This window comes from Arthrobacter sp. SLBN-122 (assembly GCF_006715165.1).
Classification (GTDB): Bacteria; Actinomycetota; Actinomycetes; order Actinomycetales; family Micrococcaceae; genus Arthrobacter.
Genome location: NZ_VFMS01000001.1, coordinates 2,795,370 through 2,811,517 on the forward strand (window position 1 = coordinate 2,795,370; position 16,148 = coordinate 2,811,517).

General features: G+C 66.7%; 15 protein-coding genes. 7 read left to right on the top strand and 8 right to left on the bottom strand.

Annotation, left to right across the window (positions count from 1 at the left end; translation table 11 throughout):
* Nucleotides 1-43: 43 nt before the first annotated feature.
* From FBY36_RS13045 to groL, 4 genes are all read left to right on the top strand, one after another.
* Nucleotides 44-682: a LytR C-terminal domain-containing protein gene (locus FBY36_RS13045; RefSeq protein WP_142120006.1), complete on the top strand. Its 639-nt coding sequence runs from the start codon at nt 44-46 to the stop codon at nt 680-682.
* A 166-nt stretch (nt 683-848) separates the two neighbouring features.
* Nucleotides 849-1,055: a cold-shock protein gene (locus FBY36_RS13050; RefSeq protein WP_142030282.1), complete on the top strand. Its 207-nt coding sequence runs from the start codon at nt 849-851 to the stop codon at nt 1,053-1,055.
* A gap of 5 nt (nt 1,056-1,060) precedes the next feature.
* Nucleotides 1,061-2,335: an ABC transporter substrate-binding protein gene (locus FBY36_RS13055; protein ID WP_235008821.1), complete on the top strand. Its 1,275-nt coding sequence runs from the start codon at nt 1,061-1,063 to the stop codon at nt 2,333-2,335.
* Nucleotides 2,336-2,626: 291 nt separating this feature from the next.
* Nucleotides 2,627-4,261, top strand: coding sequence for a chaperonin GroEL (gene groL, locus FBY36_RS13060; RefSeq protein WP_056331105.1), 1,635 nt, complete (start codon nt 2,627-2,629; stop codon nt 4,259-4,261).
* An 82-nt stretch (nt 4,262-4,343) separates the two neighbouring features.
* Here the strand turns inward: groL and FBY36_RS13065 are convergent, their stop codons facing one another.
* Nucleotides 4,344-5,654, bottom strand: coding sequence for an ABC transporter substrate-binding protein (locus tag FBY36_RS13065; RefSeq protein ID WP_142120009.1), 1,311 nt, complete (start codon nt 5,652-5,654; stop codon nt 4,344-4,346).
* 302 nt (nt 5,655-5,956) lie between these two features.
* Here FBY36_RS13065 and FBY36_RS13070 point away from each other — a divergent pair, with 302 nt between their 5' ends.
* Nucleotides 5,957-7,057 carry a ribonuclease HI family protein gene (locus FBY36_RS13070; protein ID WP_142120011.1) on the top strand — a complete coding sequence of 367 codons (1,101 nt, stop codon included), beginning with the start codon at nt 5,957-5,959 and terminating at the stop codon, nt 7,055-7,057.
* Between the two features lie 23 nt (nt 7,058-7,080).
* Here the strand turns inward: FBY36_RS13070 and FBY36_RS13075 are convergent, their stop codons facing one another.
* The 4 genes from FBY36_RS13075 to FBY36_RS13090 form a co-directional block, all read right to left on the bottom strand.
* Entirely contained in the window at nt 7,081-7,368 is a 288-nt protein-coding gene (locus FBY36_RS13075; protein WP_142120013.1) for a WXG100 family type VII secretion target, read from the bottom strand.
* Between the two features lie 103 nt (nt 7,369-7,471).
* Nucleotides 7,472-8,971, bottom strand: coding sequence for a sensor histidine kinase (locus FBY36_RS13080; RefSeq protein WP_142120015.1), 1,500 nt, complete (start codon nt 8,969-8,971; stop codon nt 7,472-7,474).
* 2 nt (nt 8,972-8,973) lie between these two features.
* Nucleotides 8,974-9,684, bottom strand: coding sequence for a response regulator transcription factor (locus tag FBY36_RS13085; protein ID WP_056331118.1), 711 nt, complete (start codon nt 9,682-9,684; stop codon nt 8,974-8,976).
* A 73-nt stretch (nt 9,685-9,757) separates the two neighbouring features.
* Nucleotides 9,758-10,258, bottom strand: a complete 501-nt coding sequence (locus FBY36_RS13090) for a DUF427 domain-containing protein (RefSeq protein ID WP_142120017.1) — start codon at nt 10,256-10,258, stop codon at nt 9,758-9,760.
* 253 nt (nt 10,259-10,511) lie between these two features.
* Here FBY36_RS13090 and FBY36_RS13095 point away from each other — a divergent pair, with 253 nt between their 5' ends.
* Nucleotides 10,512-10,769 carry a hypothetical protein gene (locus FBY36_RS13095; RefSeq protein ID WP_142030288.1) on the top strand — a complete coding sequence of 86 codons (258 nt, stop codon included), beginning with the start codon at nt 10,512-10,514 and terminating at the stop codon, nt 10,767-10,769.
* 5 nt (nt 10,770-10,774) lie between these two features.
* Nucleotides 10,775-11,644, top strand: coding sequence for an FHA domain-containing protein (locus FBY36_RS13100; protein ID WP_142120019.1), 870 nt, complete (start codon nt 10,775-10,777; stop codon nt 11,642-11,644).
* Nucleotides 11,645-11,660: 16 nt separating this feature from the next.
* Here FBY36_RS13100 and FBY36_RS13105 read toward each other — a convergent pair whose 3' ends face one another.
* Genes FBY36_RS13105 through FBY36_RS13115 form a run of 3 tightly spaced genes read right to left on the bottom strand, consistent with a single transcriptional unit; the run spans nt 11,661 to nt 16,035 of the window.
* Nucleotides 11,661-13,307, bottom strand: a complete 1,647-nt coding sequence (locus tag FBY36_RS13105; protein WP_142030290.1) for a DNA repair helicase XPB — start codon at nt 13,305-13,307, stop codon at nt 11,661-11,663.
* 12 nt (nt 13,308-13,319) lie between these two features.
* Complete coding sequence (locus FBY36_RS13110) at nt 13,320-15,791, bottom strand: helicase-associated domain-containing protein (protein WP_142120021.1); 2,472 nt, start codon at nt 15,789-15,791, stop codon at nt 13,320-13,322.
* Between the two features lie 10 nt (nt 15,792-15,801).
* Complete coding sequence (locus FBY36_RS13115) at nt 15,802-16,035, bottom strand: hypothetical protein (RefSeq protein ID WP_142120023.1); 234 nt, start codon at nt 16,033-16,035, stop codon at nt 15,802-15,804.
* Nucleotides 16,036-16,148 lie beyond the last annotated feature (113 nt).

Sequence of the window (16,148 nt, forward strand, 5' to 3'; positions counted from 1 at the left end):
AGGCCGGGAGAACCGCCGCAATCAACAAGGATGTCCTTCCACCATGACCAGATACGCCCGCGATGAATTCGACAAGGTCCCGGAGGCCGCGTCGCGACAAGGTGTCCACCGGACGGCTTCGGCCCCGTCACGGGTACGGCTGTGGCCCATCCTGGCGGTGGGAATGGCGGCCCTGGCCATTGGGCTGGTGTCCTTCCTGATCCTTCCCAAGCTGGGGCTCAACGCCACGGTCAGCCAAGCCTCGGCAAACGTGGAGGCATCACCGCTGGCCGGCACCGGAACCACCCCACCGTCCACGCAGGCATCCGCTCCCCCTGCCGCGACCGGGCCGTCTGCCTCGTCCGTGCAAACCCCGAGCAGCGACCCCGAGCCCCTGGCGAGCCCTTCTGCCACTCCCCAGGCCGCCGTCGACAGGACCCAGGCCGTTGCCGTCTATAACGCAGCAGGGACGGCAGGGCTGGCCAGCCGGGTGGGCGGAACGGTCCAAGCGGACGGGTGGCGCCTGGGCCAGGTAGGCAACTGGTCCGGAGCCCCCCAGAAATCCTCCGTGATCTTTTACTCCGGCCCCCAGCAGCTGGCCAGCGCGCAGGCCCTTGCTGAGCTGCTCAACATCCCCACCGTGGTGAGCAGCACCGAATTCCAGGTGCCGCTGGTGGTAGTGCTCGGCCCCGGGTACCGGTAACCGCACCCTCTCCCGTCACACCTGCATAACGTTCCTGGTTCCGGGCAGGCCGCTGTCAGGGTCGGGCTGCGGGGATTGGCTAGAGTGATTTCCAGGCCAGGGCCTGCCCGGCTTGACGCCCCACGGTCCGGTCCCGCCCGGCCCCCAACGGAAAGAGTTGTTCATCATGGCACTGGGAACCGTCAAGTGGTTCAACGCTGAGAAGGGCTATGGCTTCATCACCGTTGACGGCTCCGGTGACGACGTCTTTGTCCACTGGTCCGCGATTCAGGGGGAGGGCTACCGTGCCCTCGATGAGGGACAGCGGGTGCAGCTGGACCTCGGTGAGGGCGAAAAGGGCCCGCAGGCGGAAAACGTCCGGCCCGCCCAGTGACCCGGTTGTACCGTTCCACAGTCCGCGTCCGCCCGGCGCTGGCCGTTTCCCTGGGAGCCGTCCTGGCGGTCACGGCATGCTCGGGGGCCGGCGGCAACGCCCGGGTGGACACACCGGAAGCCTCCGGAGACGGTGTGCTCCGGGTTGGCCTGATCCTGGACAACACCGGGAACAACGCCTTCCTTAATGCGCCCCAGCTGGCCGCCGCCAAGCTGGCCATTCAGGAGATCAACGCCGCGGGCGGACACAAAGGCCGTCCGGTGGAGCTGCTCCCGGCGCATCCGGACCATGAAGCCGCAGGGCAGGCGAAGGACCTCGCGGCTGCCAAAGCGGATGTGGTCATTGGACCGACAGATTCCAGCCACGCGACCGCCGCTGTGGACGTCCTGTCCCGTGCGCACATACCCCTCATCTCGCCGGCCAACACCGCTGCCGCCCTCTCCGGAATCGCCAGCGGAGGCTACTACTTCCGCACCGCTGCCGCTGACGTCGCACAAGGACCCGTGCTCGCCAAACTCGCCAGGGACGCCGGGGCCGCCACCATCAGCGTGCTGCACCAGGAAGGCGCCTACGGCAAGGACCTCTCGGCTGCCGTCACGGAGGCTGCCCAACAAGCCGGCCTCACGGTCCTGCCCGGGGCCGGCTTCAAGCCAGGCGACCCCGCCCAGGCCGCGCGCTCCACCGCCAAGGCCAACCCGGACGCCGTCGTCCTCATTGCCCGGGAAGGTGCACAGGGGGCATTGGCCGAGCTGAACAATTCCGGCCTCAACGGTTCGAGAATCATCCTCAGCGACGGCGGCTTCGCCCGCTACGGATCCGGGCTCGCCTCCCGGGTCCTGGACGGAGCCCGCGCCGTCGTCCCCGGCCAGCTGCCCACTGCCGCCTTCCAGGGGAGACTCCTGGGCGTGGATCCTTCCCTGAAGGACGTTTCCTATGCTGCTGAAACCTACGACGCCGTAACGCTGGCGGCACTGGCTGCTGCCAGGGCCCAGGACGACGCGGGGCGCTCCATCGCCGCCAACCTGATCCCGGTATCGGGCGGAACTGCACCTGCGGGCGGTGGCAGTGCAGGTGCATCGCCGCCGGCCCCGTGCCTGACATACAAGGAGTGCCTGGGCGGGCTGGCTGCCAGCAAGGACATCAATTACGACGGGGAATCGGGGTCAGTTGCCTTCGATTCCAACGGGGATATCACCAGCGCCGTTTTCTCCGTCTATAAATACGGCCCGGACAACAACCCCAGCCCCACAGGCCGGGAGACGGCCGGGCGCGCCGGCTGATCGCCCTGGGCGAAGCGGCTCCCTTCACCCGTCTCTGCGGCGTCTTTTCGCTTGCACTCTCACCTGGGGAGTGCTAATTATTGAGTTAGCACTCTGACGTACCGACTGCTAAAGCAAAGCCTGGTTCCGGCCGGCAGCGCCTGGCAACCGGTCGAGGAGCGAAAGAAACACCTCACTTCAGTGAGATCCCCACCCGGAGGCATACAGAGGCCGCCGCCAAAGGATCGTCCGTCGCGGGCACTGCAGCGGAGGTTCATTCTTAACGACTGTCCCGAAAGGACTACTGCCGTTATGGCCAAGATCATTGCATTTGATGAAGAGGCACGCCGCGGCCTTGAGCGTGGCCTGAACACCCTCGCCGACGCCGTTAAGGTCACCCTCGGCCCGCGGGGACGCAACGTCGTCCTCGAAAAGAAGTGGGGCGCCCCCACGATCACCAACGATGGTGTTTCCATCGCCAAGGAGATCGAGCTGGACGATCCTTACGAGAAGATCGGCGCCGAGCTGGTCAAGGAAGTTGCCAAGAAGACCGACGACGTTGCCGGTGACGGCACCACCACGGCTACCGTGCTGGCACAGGCCCTGGTCAAGGAAGGCCTGCGCAACGTTGCCGCCGGCGCCGACCCGCTGTCCCTCAAGCGCGGCATCGAGAAGGCCGTTGACGCCGTCACCGCCGAGCTGCTGAACTCCGCCAAGGAAATCGAAACCAAGGAAGAGATCGCGGCCACCGCCTCCATCTCTGCCGGTGACGACGAAATTGGTGCGCTCATCGCCGAAGCCCTGGACAAGGTGGGCAAGGAAGGCGTCATCACCGTCGAGGAGTCCAACACCTTCGGCCTGGAGCTCGAGCTCACCGAAGGCATGCGCTTCGACAAGGGCTACATTTCCGCCTACTTCGTCACGGACACCGAGCGCCAGGAAACGGTCCTCGAGGATCCGTACATCCTGATCGTCAACTCCAAGATCTCCAACGTCAAGGAACTGGTTGCTGTCCTGGAAAAGGTCATGCAGTCCAACAAGCCGCTGCTGATCATCGCGGAGGACATCGAGGGCGAGGCCCTGGCCACCCTGATCGTCAACAAGATCCGTGGCACTTTCAAGTCCGTCGCCGTCAAGGCTCCGGGCTTCGGTGACCGCCGGAAGGCCCAGCTGGCTGACATTGCCGTCCTCACCGGCGGCCAGGTCATTTCCGAAGAGGTTGGACTCAAGCTGGAGAACGCCGGCCTGGAGCTCCTGGGCCAGGCCCGCAAGGTTGTTGTCACCAAGGACGAGACCACCATCGTCGAAGGTGCCGGCGACGCCGACCAGATCGCCGGCCGCGTTTCCCAGATCCGCGCCGAGATCGAGAACTCGGACTCCGACTACGACCGCGAGAAGCTGCAGGAACGCCTGGCCAAGCTGGCCGGCGGCGTTGCAGTCATCAAGGCCGGTGCCGCCACCGAAGTTGAGCTCAAGGAACGCAAGCACCGCATCGAGGACGCAGTCCGCAACGCCAAGGCTGCAGTTGAGGAAGGCATCGTTGCCGGTGGCGGCGTGGCCCTGATCCAGGCCGGTGCCAAGGCGTTCGCCAACCTGCAGCTGTCCGGTGACGAAGCAACCGGCGCCAACATCGTCCGTGTTGCCATCGACGCTCCGCTGAAGCAGATCGCCTTCAACGCGGGCCTCGAGCCCGGCGTGGTTGTGGACAAGGTCCGCGGGCTCCCCGCAGGCCACGGCCTCAACGCAGCAACCGGCGAGTACGTCGACCTGCTGGCTGCCGGCGTCAACGATCCCGTCAAGGTAACCCGCTCTGCCCTGCAGAACGCGGCTTCCATCGCCGGCCTGTTCCTCACCACCGAAGCAGTGGTGGCTGACAAGCCGGAGAAGAACGCTGCCCCCGCAGGCGGAGACGACATGGGCGGCATGGGTGGCATGGGCGGCTTCTAAGCCTTCCTGCCGGGACCTGTCCCGCTAAACAAAATGCGGCCCCCTCGTTCGCGAGGGGGCCGCATTCTTGTGTCCGGTGGGATTACTTCCGGGCCGAGTCCAGCATTCCTTGGACTTCCTTCTTGAAGGCTTCCGCCGCAGCCTGGGGAGTCATCCGGTCATACAGCACTTCATCCGTGTACCGCTTGATGACGTTCTGGACACTGCCCGCACCCACTGGCGGGACCGGCGGTGCCTCCTTGATGTCCGGCGCGATGTCCTTCAGGAATCCAACCACGGTGGTGTCGGCCGGCTTGAGTTGCGGAGTGATGCCGGCAACGATCTCCGAATTCGTGGGGACGCCCCTGTCCGTCATCAGGATGGCGCCCGCCTCGGGGCTGTTGGTGAGGTAGTTGATGAACTCGGCAGCCTGCTGGGGATGCTTTGAGCGGGAGGAAGCTGACCAGAACATGGTGGGCTTGTAGTACATGCCGTTGCCGGCCGAGGTGCCGCCGACGCTGGGGGCCCGCAGCATCTTGATGCTGCTGCCGGTGGTGGCTTGAAGCGAACCAAGCTGGTTGGTCCACCACCAGGCCATGCCCACCCGGTTCGTTCCAAACAGGCTTTCCTCCAGGCCGGCGCCTGCGTCCTCGGTGGCCACGGTGGCCGGCGGGCTGGCCTTGGAGTCGCGTTGTTCCTTGAGCCGTTCCCAGAAGGATGCCGCAGTGGCGGTCTCAAAGTCGAGCTTGCCGTCCGCCGAGTACAGGTTCTCCCCGTGCTGGCGGAGCCAGATGATCAGGTCCGCTTCGTTGCTCCCATAAGCGGCCCCGTAGCTCTTTCCGTCTCCTGCGGCGCTGATCTTCGCCGCCGTCTCCACGAAGTCTTTCCACGTCCACGTCTTGTCGTCCGGAACAGGCACTCCCGCGTCCTGGAACACCTTGGTGTTGGCCATGATGACGTAGGCGTTCTGGCCTGTGCTCAGGCCGTACTGGGCGCCGTCGTACTGGCCGGAGGCCAGTGCTTCCTTGTCGAGTTTTGAGGTATCGATGCCGTTCTGCTTGGACAGGTCCAGCAGCGCTCCGCGCCCGCCGTACTCGGCGATGTATTTCTGGTCCATCTGGATGACGTCCGGCGCATCATTGGCGGCAGTTTTCGTTGCGAGCTTGTCCCAGTAGCTGGACCATTCGCCCGGTTCCGCCTTGATCTTGATGTTGGGGTGCGATGCTTCAAAGGCCGCGATGACCTTGTCCGTCTGTGAGTTCAGGTATTCATTTCCCCACCAGGCGAACCGCAGGGTGACCTGGCCGTTGTCGCCTGACCCGCCGGGGGCTCCGCAGCCCGTGGCCAGGATGGAAAGGGCCAGTGCGGCGGCACCCAGCTGGAAGCGGCGCCGGCTTACGGCTGGAGTCGTCATTGATGTTCCTTCCGGATTGGCTCCTCCTGGGCGGGGCAGCAACCGCCGCTAACCCACTTGCGCGAGAAACCGTTTTCTTAACTAGTGCTGTGATTGTTTCGCGCGATCGCCGCTCGAGTCAAGAACTTTCGGTAAACGTTTTCCCATCGCTTCGACCGGCCACGCCTGTTTGCCGCTTTCCTCGCCCTTGGCCTGGCCCCGCCCTGCACGCCCCGCTCAAGTGTGCAACGGCGCGGTTGAACGCCCATGATGCCCCCCGCCAATGGCATTCCGTTGTCGGTGGCTTCTGGCAGGATGGATTGGTGACGATTACTGCAGCGGCTGATGGTTCGGCCTTGGGAAATCCCGGTCCGGCCGGTTGGGCCTGGTACGTGAATGACGATTGCTGGCGGGCCGGCGGCTGGCCGCACGGCACCAACAACCAGGGCGAGCTGATGGCTGTCCTGGATCTCCTGCGGGCCACCGCGCATCTGCCTGGGGAGGACCTGCGCATCCTTTGCGACAGCCAGTATGTCATCAACTCAATTACCAAGTGGATGCCGGGCTGGAAGCGCAAGGGCTGGCGCAAGGCCGATGGCAAGCCCGTCCTGAACGTGGAACTCCTGAAGGAACTCGACCGAGAACTGGCCGGCCGGACCTACACGTTTGAGTGGGTCAAGGGCCACGCCGGACATGAGCTGAACGAGGCCGCCGACGAACGGGCCAGGGCCGCGGCGACCGCGTACCAGCAGGGAGTGGCAGCGAGGTCCGGCCCCGGTTTCCCCGGCGGGCACCATCCGGGCACACACCAGGCCGCTTCCGGGCGAAGCGCGAATGCCCATTCATCCTCGGGCAGGGCGTCGCAGCCCGCCACCCTGGGCATCCCTTCCGCAACCTTTAACATCCCGGCCAGCGCGTCTGCACGCCGGGCAGCCGGAGCCGGCGCCAGCGCACCTGTGGCGGGGGGCGGCCAGCCCCGGATTACCCCTGAACCGGTCACTGCCTTCGATGAACTTGACCTGTTCAGCGAACTGGACAGCGAGGCCCTTGAAGAGGCCGAGGCAACGCAGCAGGCCGGCTCCATCCCGCCCGAGGCGCTGGTGGAGGAGCTCGAACGCGAGCTGCTGGGCCCACTGGTCCGGGGGGATATTGGCCGGACCGCTGTCCTGCTGCACCCGGACTTCATGGAGATCGGCAGCTCTGGAAGGGTCTGGACCCGGGACGCCATGATGATGGCCCTCGAAGAGGACCCAGGGGAACGGACCGACATCGAGATTCTGGGCGCTGACCGCATCGGTGCCGGCGCCGTCCTCCTGACGTACCGGAGTTTCGCCCGCTCCGGCACCACGCTGCGCAGCTCGCTGTGGGTCCTGGACGGCGACCGGTGGCGGCTGCGGTTCCATCAGGGAACGCCGGAAGCCTAAGGCCCCTCCGGCTGGGGGGACTGTCAGCTGAACCGCTGCGTGTTTCCCTGCTCGGCTTGGGCATACGTGGCGGCGGCAGAGGCCAGGGCCGCGTTGATGGACGCCAGCGACGCCTCCACCCGGCCTTGGGTGATGGTCCATTCGGTGACGAGCGCCTGGAAGCTGGTGGCCGCGGAACCGCGCCAGGAACCCTGCAGTTCGTCGAGGCCGCGCTTCATTGTCTGCACGTCCGCACTGATCCGGTCCACGGTTGCCTGGACGTTGGCGGACTTCAGCTGCAGTAATTCGGTGTCGACGGAAATGATGCTCATGGCTGTCCCTTTCGAACGGCGGGCTGAACGCCCGCGCCCGGCGGATCCGGGCTGCTGGGACGAGCCTACGGAGCATGGGCAGGAGGCAGCCATGGGCGGCAGGCTATATGTGGATAACCGATCCGCCGCTGGCTTCGGCAGCGGCAGCAACGTCCTGCGCGTCCGCGCCGTCGGTGCCGGCTGCATCCTCACGCCGCGGAAGGCTGACCACCAGCGTGGCGCCGCCGCCGTCGGTCCTTTCCACCCTTACCGACCCGCCGTGTGATCCCACGATCGCCGCCACGATGGCAAGCCCAAGGCCGCTGCCGCCCGTCTCCCTGGTCCGGGACGTGTCAGCCCGGTAGAAGCGTTCAAAGACCTTGGCGGCGTCCTCTTCCGAAATGCCCGGACCATGGTCCCGCACTTCGATGACCGAGCGTTCCCCGCCGTCGGTCCTGCGGACCCCAACGGCGAGTTCGATGGGGCTGGCCTCCGGGGAGTAGCGCAGCGCGTTGCCCACGAGGTTGCCCACTACCTGGCGCAGCTTGGCCTCGTCCCCAAGCACGGGGGCCGGTGCCGCTGGTCCGCCGTCGAGCCCGGTGAGCGAAATCAGCCGGGACCGGTCACTGGCCTGGGTGTCAACCACTGCGTCGTGTGCAATGAGCTGAAGGTCCACAGGCTTCTGCTGCAGCGGCCGCTGTTCATCGAGGCGGGCCAGCAGGAGCAGGTCCTCCACCATGGACCCCATGCGTTTGGCTTCGCTTTCTATCCTGCCCATGGCTGTGGCAACGTCTTCATCTGTGGCCAGGGCGCCATGGCGGTACAGCTCCGAGAATCCCCGGATGGTGACCAGGGGAGTGCGCAGCTCGTGGGAGGCGTCAGCGGCGAAGCGGCGCATCCGTGCTTCGGAGGCAGTCCTGGCAGCGAACGCGGTCTCGATGTGCGCCAGCATGGCATTCAGCGAACTGCTCAGCCTGCCAAGCTCGGTAGCCGGGTTCTCCACCTCCACACGGCGGGAGAGGTCGCCGGCGGCAATCGCAGCCGCCGTTTTCTCCACGCGGGCCAGCGGCCGGAAGGACCGCGACACGGTCCAGCTGGCAATCAGCGAGGCCAGCAGCAGCGTCAACAGGCCCACGCCGGTGACTACCAGGGTGGCATGCTTGAGGACATCGTCAACGCTCTCCAGGGGCAGTCCGATGACCACCACGGCGGTGGTCTGGCCGTTCTGGACGGTCACTGCAACCACCCGCCAGTTTTCCCCGTCAGTCCCGCGTACCTGGAAGGGAACCAGCCCGCGGGCCTGTGCCTGCTCCACGGTGATGGCGCTGATGTCGGGGTGGTCGGCGGGATCCCCGCCGAACGTGTACGGCTCCTCACCCGGGGCGAAGAGCATCAGCGAATAGTCGGTGGGAATGGAACTGGGCGCCTGCAGCTGGGTGAACGAGCGTTGTTTCCGGGCAGAGTCGACGGCGGCATTCAGCTTGTCGTCCACCTGGCCTTGGAGATAGCTGTGCAGCAGCGTCAGCGTGACCGCCCCGGTTACCGTCAGGGCCACGATCAGCAGGGCCATGATCATGGCCACCAGCTGGGACCTGAGCGAGGCCGACTTCCACCGCTTAAGCAAGATCAGCGCTTTTCAGCCGTCCGCAGCACGTAGCCCACGCCGCGCTTGGTCTGGATGAGGGCAGGCGCCTCCGGGTCGATGTCCACTTTCCGCCGGAGGTAGGAGATGTAGGACTCCACGATGGAGGCGTCGCCGTTAAAGTTGTACTCCCAGACGTGGTCCAGGATCTGCGACTTGGACAGGACCCGGTTGGGGTTGAGCATGAGGTAGCGCAGCAGCTTGAATTCGGTGGGGGAGAGTTCGATGACGGTACCCCCGCGCCGCACCTCGTGGGCGTCGTCGTCGAGTTCCAGGTCGTCGACCCGGATCACCGCGTCATCGTCCAGGAGGGGCTGCGTCCGGCGGAGCACGGCGCGGATCCGCGCCACCACTTCGTCGAGGCTAAATGGTTTGGTCACGTAGTCGTCGCCGCCTACCGTAAGCCCGGTGACTTTGTCCTCGGTGTCGTCTTTCGCTGTGAGGAAGAGGACAGGGAAGTGCTTTCCGGAGGCACGGAGCCGGCGGGTGACGGTGAACCCATCCATGTCCGGGAGCATGACGTCCAGTACGGCCAGGTCAGGGGCGTGGGTATCGGCTGCGGCCAGGGCGTCGCGCCCGTTCGCAGCGGAGACCACCTCGAAGCCGGCGAACCGCAATGAGGTGGAGAGGAGCTCCCGGATGTTGGGTTCATCATCGACGACGAGCAGCCTGGCTTCTGGACCGTTCTTGTTCATGCTCCCATCATGCTCCCAGTGTCTGGGAGTTGTCTGGATATTCGTTGTGAGCATGATGGGCGGGCGCCTGCCCTTACCAGTCCATGGTTCCAGGGTCTCCCTTGAAGGGCCCCACCACGCGGCTGGTGATCCAGCCGCCGTAGAAGCGGCCGGGCTGCGCCCGCACCCGTTCGCCGTCCACTTCGCAGTAGTCCATCCTTCCCGGGTAGACGGCAACCCGGTCAGCGAGCACCTCAAACCCGGAGGCCGGCTGGGGATACGACCAGGCAGCGCCCTCCGCCTCTTTCCCGCCGCCGCGCACGGTCAGGTAGTCCGCCGCGCCCTTGAATTCGCAGAAGCTGCTGCCCGCAGCGGGCTCCAGCGCGCCGGGGACAAATGCAGACTGCCGGACGTAGTACACCGGCGGATGGCTGGTCTCAAGAACGCGGAGGGAATCGGTGGTGTCAAGGATTACCTCGCCGCCGAGGACGATGCGTACCCGTTCCGTGCTCGGTTCGATCCGCGGCGGACGGGGATAGTCCCAGGCGGACTCCTGGCCGGGTCCGGGCACATCGGGAATGATTCGTGGACTCATGCTTCCAGTGTGCGTCCCGGACCGCTGTTGCGCACGCTTGCGCTCGCGGGAACCCAATTCTCGGCAAGAACGTTCCGCGCCCCGCGTCTTCCGCAGCCATGTCCCCGGGAATACAGTGATGCTTGCCGGGCGGTCAAGCCGGCACCAGCGTTCCAACGGATCACCTGTTGCTGCCTGTACCTCTGCCGGTGACCCTGCGCCAACCACGGTAGTTACCCGATTGTTCCTGGCCCATCGAAGGGGATAGACCATCATGACTGACCTGAGTGCTTCTGAAAACGCAACTGCCAACGAACGCAGCATCCGTGACTGGGCAGACCTTGCCGAGGAGATGTGGTCCTATCTCACCGGCAAAGGTGCTGCGATCAATTACCAGTTCATCGATATGACGGTGGAAGTTCCACGGGACATTGGCCCTGATGCGCCGCGTGCCACCTGGAAGCTCAACGGCAGCCTGCGCGTCACCACCAGTGACAGGGATGCCGCCGGGTCGGACGCGAACCGCGGCTGACGGACATGCCGGAGTACCGTCTGGACCTTGACCTGGACTTCTCATACACGGACGGGGCCGGCGCTGTCACAACGGGCAGCGCCAAGGCTGCCGGGACCGAAGTAACGGTGTCCCTGGCGGGCCTGGCACCCTTGACCGGCGGTGGGCTGCCCTCCCTGGAGGAGATCAAACCGCTGGCAGAGCTGCTGGCCGGCAAAGGGGTCAGCATCACCGTGGCCGGCCCTGACGGAAACATCCTCAGCCTGGGCAAGGTGGACGGCCCTGCCTCACAGCGGCTGATTACGCGTTCGCCCCACATCAAGCTCGGGAAGCTCGGCTCCCTGCTGCCGCTGGTCCGGCAGGGCAGGCGGAAGCCCAAGGGCATGCCGCTGTTGCCGCCGTCCACACCCCTGCCGCTGGTGCCTACCGTCCAGCGGAAGATCAAGCGCCGCATCACCACCACCCACTACGCCAGGGGCGGTGGCCGGCCGCGGCTGATCTTTGTCCAGGACGCCGCGACCTGGACCGGACAGATTCCGCGGGAGGTGACCCTGACGGCAGACGTTACAACGATCGGTAGCGGCGCGGGGGCGGATGTGCGGCTGGACGGCCTGGAGGAGCTGCACGCCGAGATCAGGCACGACGGGCAGGACGAATATGTCCTGGTGCCAAACGGGCCCGTGAGCGGCAGCGTCTCCCGGACCGGGCCATCTGTCCTGCGGACTGGGGCAAGGATCCAGATGGGGCAGTGGTGCCTGGCCTTTTTCCGGGAGGAGTTTGCGGACCACGGCCGTCCCTACGGCGGCCGCAGCGGCGGGGAGCTGGCCTACGAACGTCCGCAGCTCGACCCCAGGACAGGCACCATGGAGCGGGACAGTTCCGAGGGCGTGACGTGAACGGCGTGCGGGGCGGCTACTCCGCCGCGTGCACGTCCTTGGCGTCCATGATCCGGTAGGCATACCCCTGTTCGGCCAGGAACCGCTGGCGTTTAGCGGCGAAGTCCTGGTCCAGGGTGTCGCGTGCCACCAGCGAGTAGAAGCGTGCCGCCCGGCCGTCTTTCTTGGGCCGCAGCAGCCGCCCCAGCCTTTGCGCCTCCTCCTGGCGGGAGCCAAAGGAGCCGGAGACCTGGATGGCCACCGAGGCCTCCGGCAGGTCGATGGAGAAGTTGGCCACCTTGGACACCACAAGGGTCTGCAGTTCCCCGGCGCGGAACGCGTCAAAAAGTTTCTGCCGTACCTTGACGGAGGTATCGCCCTTGATCACCGGTGCCTGCAGGCGCTCGCCGAGGTCGTCCAGCTGGTCGATGTACTGGCCGATCACCAGCAGCTGCTCTCCGGCGTGCCGTGCCACCAGCTGCTCCACCACCTGCGTCTTGGATTCGGAGGTGGCGCACAGCCGGTACTTGTCGGCGTCGTCGGCCATGGCGTAGGCAACGCGTTCGTCCTTTGGCAGGTCGACGCGGACCTCCACACAGTCGGCAGGCGCGATGTAGCCCTGGGATTCGATGTCCTTCCAGGGCGCGTCGTACCGCTTGGGCCCGATCAGGCTGAACACCTCGCCCTCGCGCCCGTCCTCCCGCACCAGCGTGGCGGTCAGCCCAAGGCGGCGGCGGGCCTGCAGGTCCGCCGTCATCCTGAAGATCGGTGCCGGCAGCAGGTGGACCTCGTCGTAGATGATCAGTCCCCAGTCATGGCCGTCCACCAGCTCCAGGTGGGGGTAGATGCCGCCGCGCTTGGTGGTCAGTACCTGGTAGGTGGCGATGGTCACCGGCCGGACCTCTTTCAGGGCTCCGGAGTATTCGCCCACTTCCTCCTCCGTGAGGGAGGTGCGCCGCAGCAGTTCGTCCTTCCACTGCCGGGCGGCGACGGTGTTGGTGACCAGGATCAGAGTGGTGGTGGACCCGGTGGCCATGGCGGCAGCCCCCACCAGCGTCTTGCCGGCGCCGCAGGGCAGCACCACTACGCCGCTGCCGCCCGCCCAGAAGTTTTCGCTGGCCAGGCGCTGGTACGGGCGCAGTTCCCAGCCGTCCTCGTTGAGCGAGATCAGGTGCGGCGTGCCGTCCACGTAGCCGGCCAGGTCCTCTGCCGGCCAGCCGAGCTTCAGCAGCAGCTGCTTGAGCTGCCCGCGCTGGGAGGCGTGCACAACCACCGTCTCGCCGTCGATCCTCGGGCCCAGCAGCGGCGCAATCTTCTTGGCACGGATCACTTCCTCCAGGACCGGATAATCGTCCGTCCGCATGACCAGTCCGTGGCGCGGGTCCTTTTCGAGGCGCAGCCGGCCGTACCGGGACATGGTTTCCTCCACGTCGATCAGCAGCGAGTGTGGAACCGGAAAGCGCGAGTACTTCAGGAGCGCGTCCAGCACCTTTTCCGCGTCCAGTCCGGCGGCACGGGCGTTCCACAGTCCCAATGGGGTCAACCGGTAGCTGTGCATGTGCTCGGGCGCCCGCTCCAGCTCCGCGAATGGCGCGATGGCGTGCCGGGCCTCGGTGGCCAGCTCATGGTCCACCTCGAGGAGGATGGTCTTATCGCTTTGGACGATCAGGGGTCCGTCGGTCACGCGGGGAATCCTTTACTGGCGCAGTTCCTCTGCGGCCTCAATGTCGATGATGCGGTGGACGGACAGGACCCGTTCGGTGTCCTTGGCAGGATCGAACACGCGGACCCGGCCCCCGCTTACAGAGAGCGGAACAACAACTTCCAGGCTGGCATTCCCCAGGTTGTCCACCACATTCATGTTGATCCGTTGCTTCAGCCGGATGGCCCGTTGCAGCGCTTCAAGCCCCAGCTGGGTGGCTGCCTCGCCGTCCGCGGCGCCGGAGTGGTGTCCGACGGCGGGGCCGGCCTGCCGCAGGACGTCCAGCTGGGCTTCGACCTCCTCCGCCGCCGGCGCAATCCCCGGAGCGCTGTAGACAGGACGGGGGCTTTCCTGCGCTGCGGCAGCCCGGCGCAAGTGCGCGGCGGGTTCGGTCCCGTCGATGGACGGGGAGAGGCCTAGGTTCTTGAGTGCGGCGGCCAGTTCGCGCGGCGGTGCCGATGACGTCAGGACCGTGGGGGAAAGCCTGGCCAGGCCAAGCTGCGCCGCCTTGGGTCCTGCCAGCAACTCCCGGAGTGCGGCTTCATCATCGCTCTGGATGAAGCTTGCGGCCTGGCCCACCCGAAGGCTGCCGTGCCGGGAAGCGGTGTCCTCCACCAGGTACTCCAGCGGCTGGGGAACAGCGGTGGCGGAGTGTTCCCGCAGGAATGCCAGCAGGCCGGCGGCGTCGTAGCCCTCGTCGAGTGCGCGTTTGATGGACGTCGCCGAGAACCGGTAGATGGTGGCCGGCCCCCGCCCCTCGGCATCGGCCATGACCAGGAGTTTTTCGGTCAGGGCGGGAGCGAGGTAGCCGGGCGCCACAGCGGTGAGGTCGGCCTGCAGCAGCACGTGGTTCAGGGCCGCCGGGAGGTGTTCACCCAGGATGGCCAGGGCGGCATCGGGGTCGTCTTCGGCGAAGGCGCTCCCTAATTGGCTCAGGGCCCCCGATCCCACCAGGCCCAGCAGCTCCGCCTCGGCGAGCACCCCGCGGATGAGGGAACTGAACCGCCGGGCCATCCGCGGCTGTGACCATTCCGCACGCTCCAGGACCGCAGCGGCGTCAAGGACGGGCACGGCACCGTCCGGCTCTTCGGCTTCGAGGGTGAGTTCGTGCAGGATCTCCAGGATGCGCTTGCGGACCACGGGCGCGTCAGGCCGCTGCGCCCCGGCGGACAATGCCGCGATGGTGGTTCCTGCTGCGCCCCGGGACGGGGCCCCCGGCGCCGTGTTCACGGGCTGGCCCACCATGGAGGGCACGCGCTCGCTGGCCAGCCAGGCGTTCACCAGCCACAGCCACTGTTCCTGCCGCGGCAGCACCAGCCACTCCAGCTGCGGCGGCTGCACCCATGACGACGAGTCGACGTCGAGGCGGATCAGCCCTGCCAGGCCGCACAGCTCCAGCAGCCGGCCGGCTGCGTCCTGGTCAATGCGCAGCTGGTCGGACAGCCGGCGCATCTCGCGGACCCCCACGCCTCCGCTGCGCAGCGTGGACAGCGGGGTTTCCCTGACGGCATGCAGCAGTTCGGAGACCAGTCGCAGGGTTTCCGAGATGGCGCTGAGCGCTGCGTTCCTGCGCAGCGCCGCGGTGGTCCGGCCCAGCTCCGGAACCGGCGGTGACAGGGTGAAGTCGTTGATGATTGCGCCGCCGCGCAGGGCCAGCCCCACGCTGTGCGGCAGCTCCACGTGGGCGGCGTCCAGCGGAACCAGCAGCCCGCGCGCAAGGAGCCAGTCAACGGGCCCGACGTCGGCACCCTCCGTGGTGACCGATGCCTTCCGTTGCGCCTGGGGGACGGCACCCATGGCCCAGTTGCGGAACCGGGCGAGCAGCGCCGTCGTCCGTTCCGGAGCGTTGGCGAGGATGTCCCGCAGTGCCTCGGGGGAGGAGGTCCAGTGCTGGAGCGCAAGGGCCGCCTCCATGGGCGTGGTGGCATCGTGGATGGCAAAGCCGCTGCGGTGCAGCTCGGATACCAGCTGGACCACACGTTGGGCGAAGGCAGGCTGAAGGCGGACCAGTTCCGTGTAGCTGCGGCCCAACCCGGCGGGATAGATTCCCACCACATCCTTGAGGGAACCGACGGGAAGGTAGAAGTGTTGCGCGGCAGCCTGGGGCGGGGTGCCGTGCGGGGGAATGGCAGGGTGTGCCAGGGCAAGTTCCTGCAGGGTCGCCATGATTTGTTCGACGACGGCCAGCGACGCACCCCGCACCAGCTGGTGCAGGTGCTCGGTCGAGGCGCTGTGGCCGGTATCTGTGTTGGTGCACAGGTGGAGGGTCTCGAGGACCTGCATCTGCGGCCGGTTGAGGCGCTCCAGGGCGCGCTGCACGCTGACTCGTGAACTGGCCCGGGCCGCCAGCGCGGCGAAGTCCGGAACAGGCGGGGAAATGAGGTCCGGCCGCGCGGCGAACAACGCGCGCAACGAGTCGTTGCTGCGCGCCTCCAGGTCCTTGCCGAGCGCACGAATGAGGGACATTAGTTCAACGTTACCGCGGCTCCCGCTTCCCCGCCCGGCGCCGGGCGGCAACCCCGTCCAGGACCAGCAGGAGCATCAGGATGAAGGCGACCGGGAGGCCGTACAGGGCCGAGTAGGTGACCCATGCCGGGGCGACGGAGTTCCCGAAGGCCAGCGCCATGACCGTCCCCACGGCGACGAGGGAAAGCACGGCAATAACTGCGGCGAGGACCATCAACGGCCGCCGGTAACGCGATGGAGTCATGGACGTAACCGTACAGCGGCCGGGCCGCCGCCCGTGAAAGCCGTGGAGCTTGCGCCTGGGGCGGAACGGTGCGGCCGGAAGCATGATTAGGGCATGCGGCAGGATAACCTTGA

Bases quoted from the DNA above. Each gene is read 5' to 3' on its own strand.
- FBY36_RS13075 (WP_142120013.1), bottom strand. From the start codon at position 7,368: ATGAGCATCATTTCCGTCGACACCGAATTACTGCAGCTGAAGTCCGCC.
- FBY36_RS13110 (WP_142120021.1), bottom strand. From the start codon at position 15,791: ATGTCCCTCATTCGTGCGCTCGGCAAGGACCTGGAGGCGCGCAGCAAC.
- FBY36_RS13045 (WP_142120006.1), top strand. From the start codon at position 44: ATGACCAGATACGCCCGCGATGAATTCGACAAGGTCCCGGAGGCCGCG.
- FBY36_RS13090 (WP_142120017.1), bottom strand. From the start codon at position 10,258: ATGAGTCCACGAATCATTCCCGATGTGCCCGGACCCGGCCAGGAGTCC.
- FBY36_RS13100 (WP_142120019.1), top strand. From the start codon at position 10,775: ATGCCGGAGTACCGTCTGGACCTTGACCTGGACTTCTCATACACGGAC.
- FBY36_RS13115 (WP_142120023.1), bottom strand. From the start codon at position 16,035: ATGACTCCATCGCGTTACCGGCGGCCGTTGATGGTCCTCGCCGCAGTT.
- FBY36_RS13085 (WP_056331118.1), bottom strand. From the start codon at position 9,684: ATGAACAAGAACGGTCCAGAAGCCAGGCTGCTCGTCGTCGATGATGAA.
- FBY36_RS13095 (WP_142030288.1), top strand. From the start codon at position 10,512: ATGACTGACCTGAGTGCTTCTGAAAACGCAACTGCCAACGAACGCAGC.
- FBY36_RS13050 (WP_142030282.1), top strand. From the start codon at position 849: ATGGCACTGGGAACCGTCAAGTGGTTCAACGCTGAGAAGGGCTATGGC.
- groL (WP_056331105.1), top strand. From the start codon at position 2,627: ATGGCCAAGATCATTGCATTTGATGAAGAGGCACGCCGCGGCCTTGAG.
- FBY36_RS13065 (WP_142120009.1), bottom strand. From the start codon at position 5,654: ATGACGACTCCAGCCGTAAGCCGGCGCCGCTTCCAGCTGGGTGCCGCC.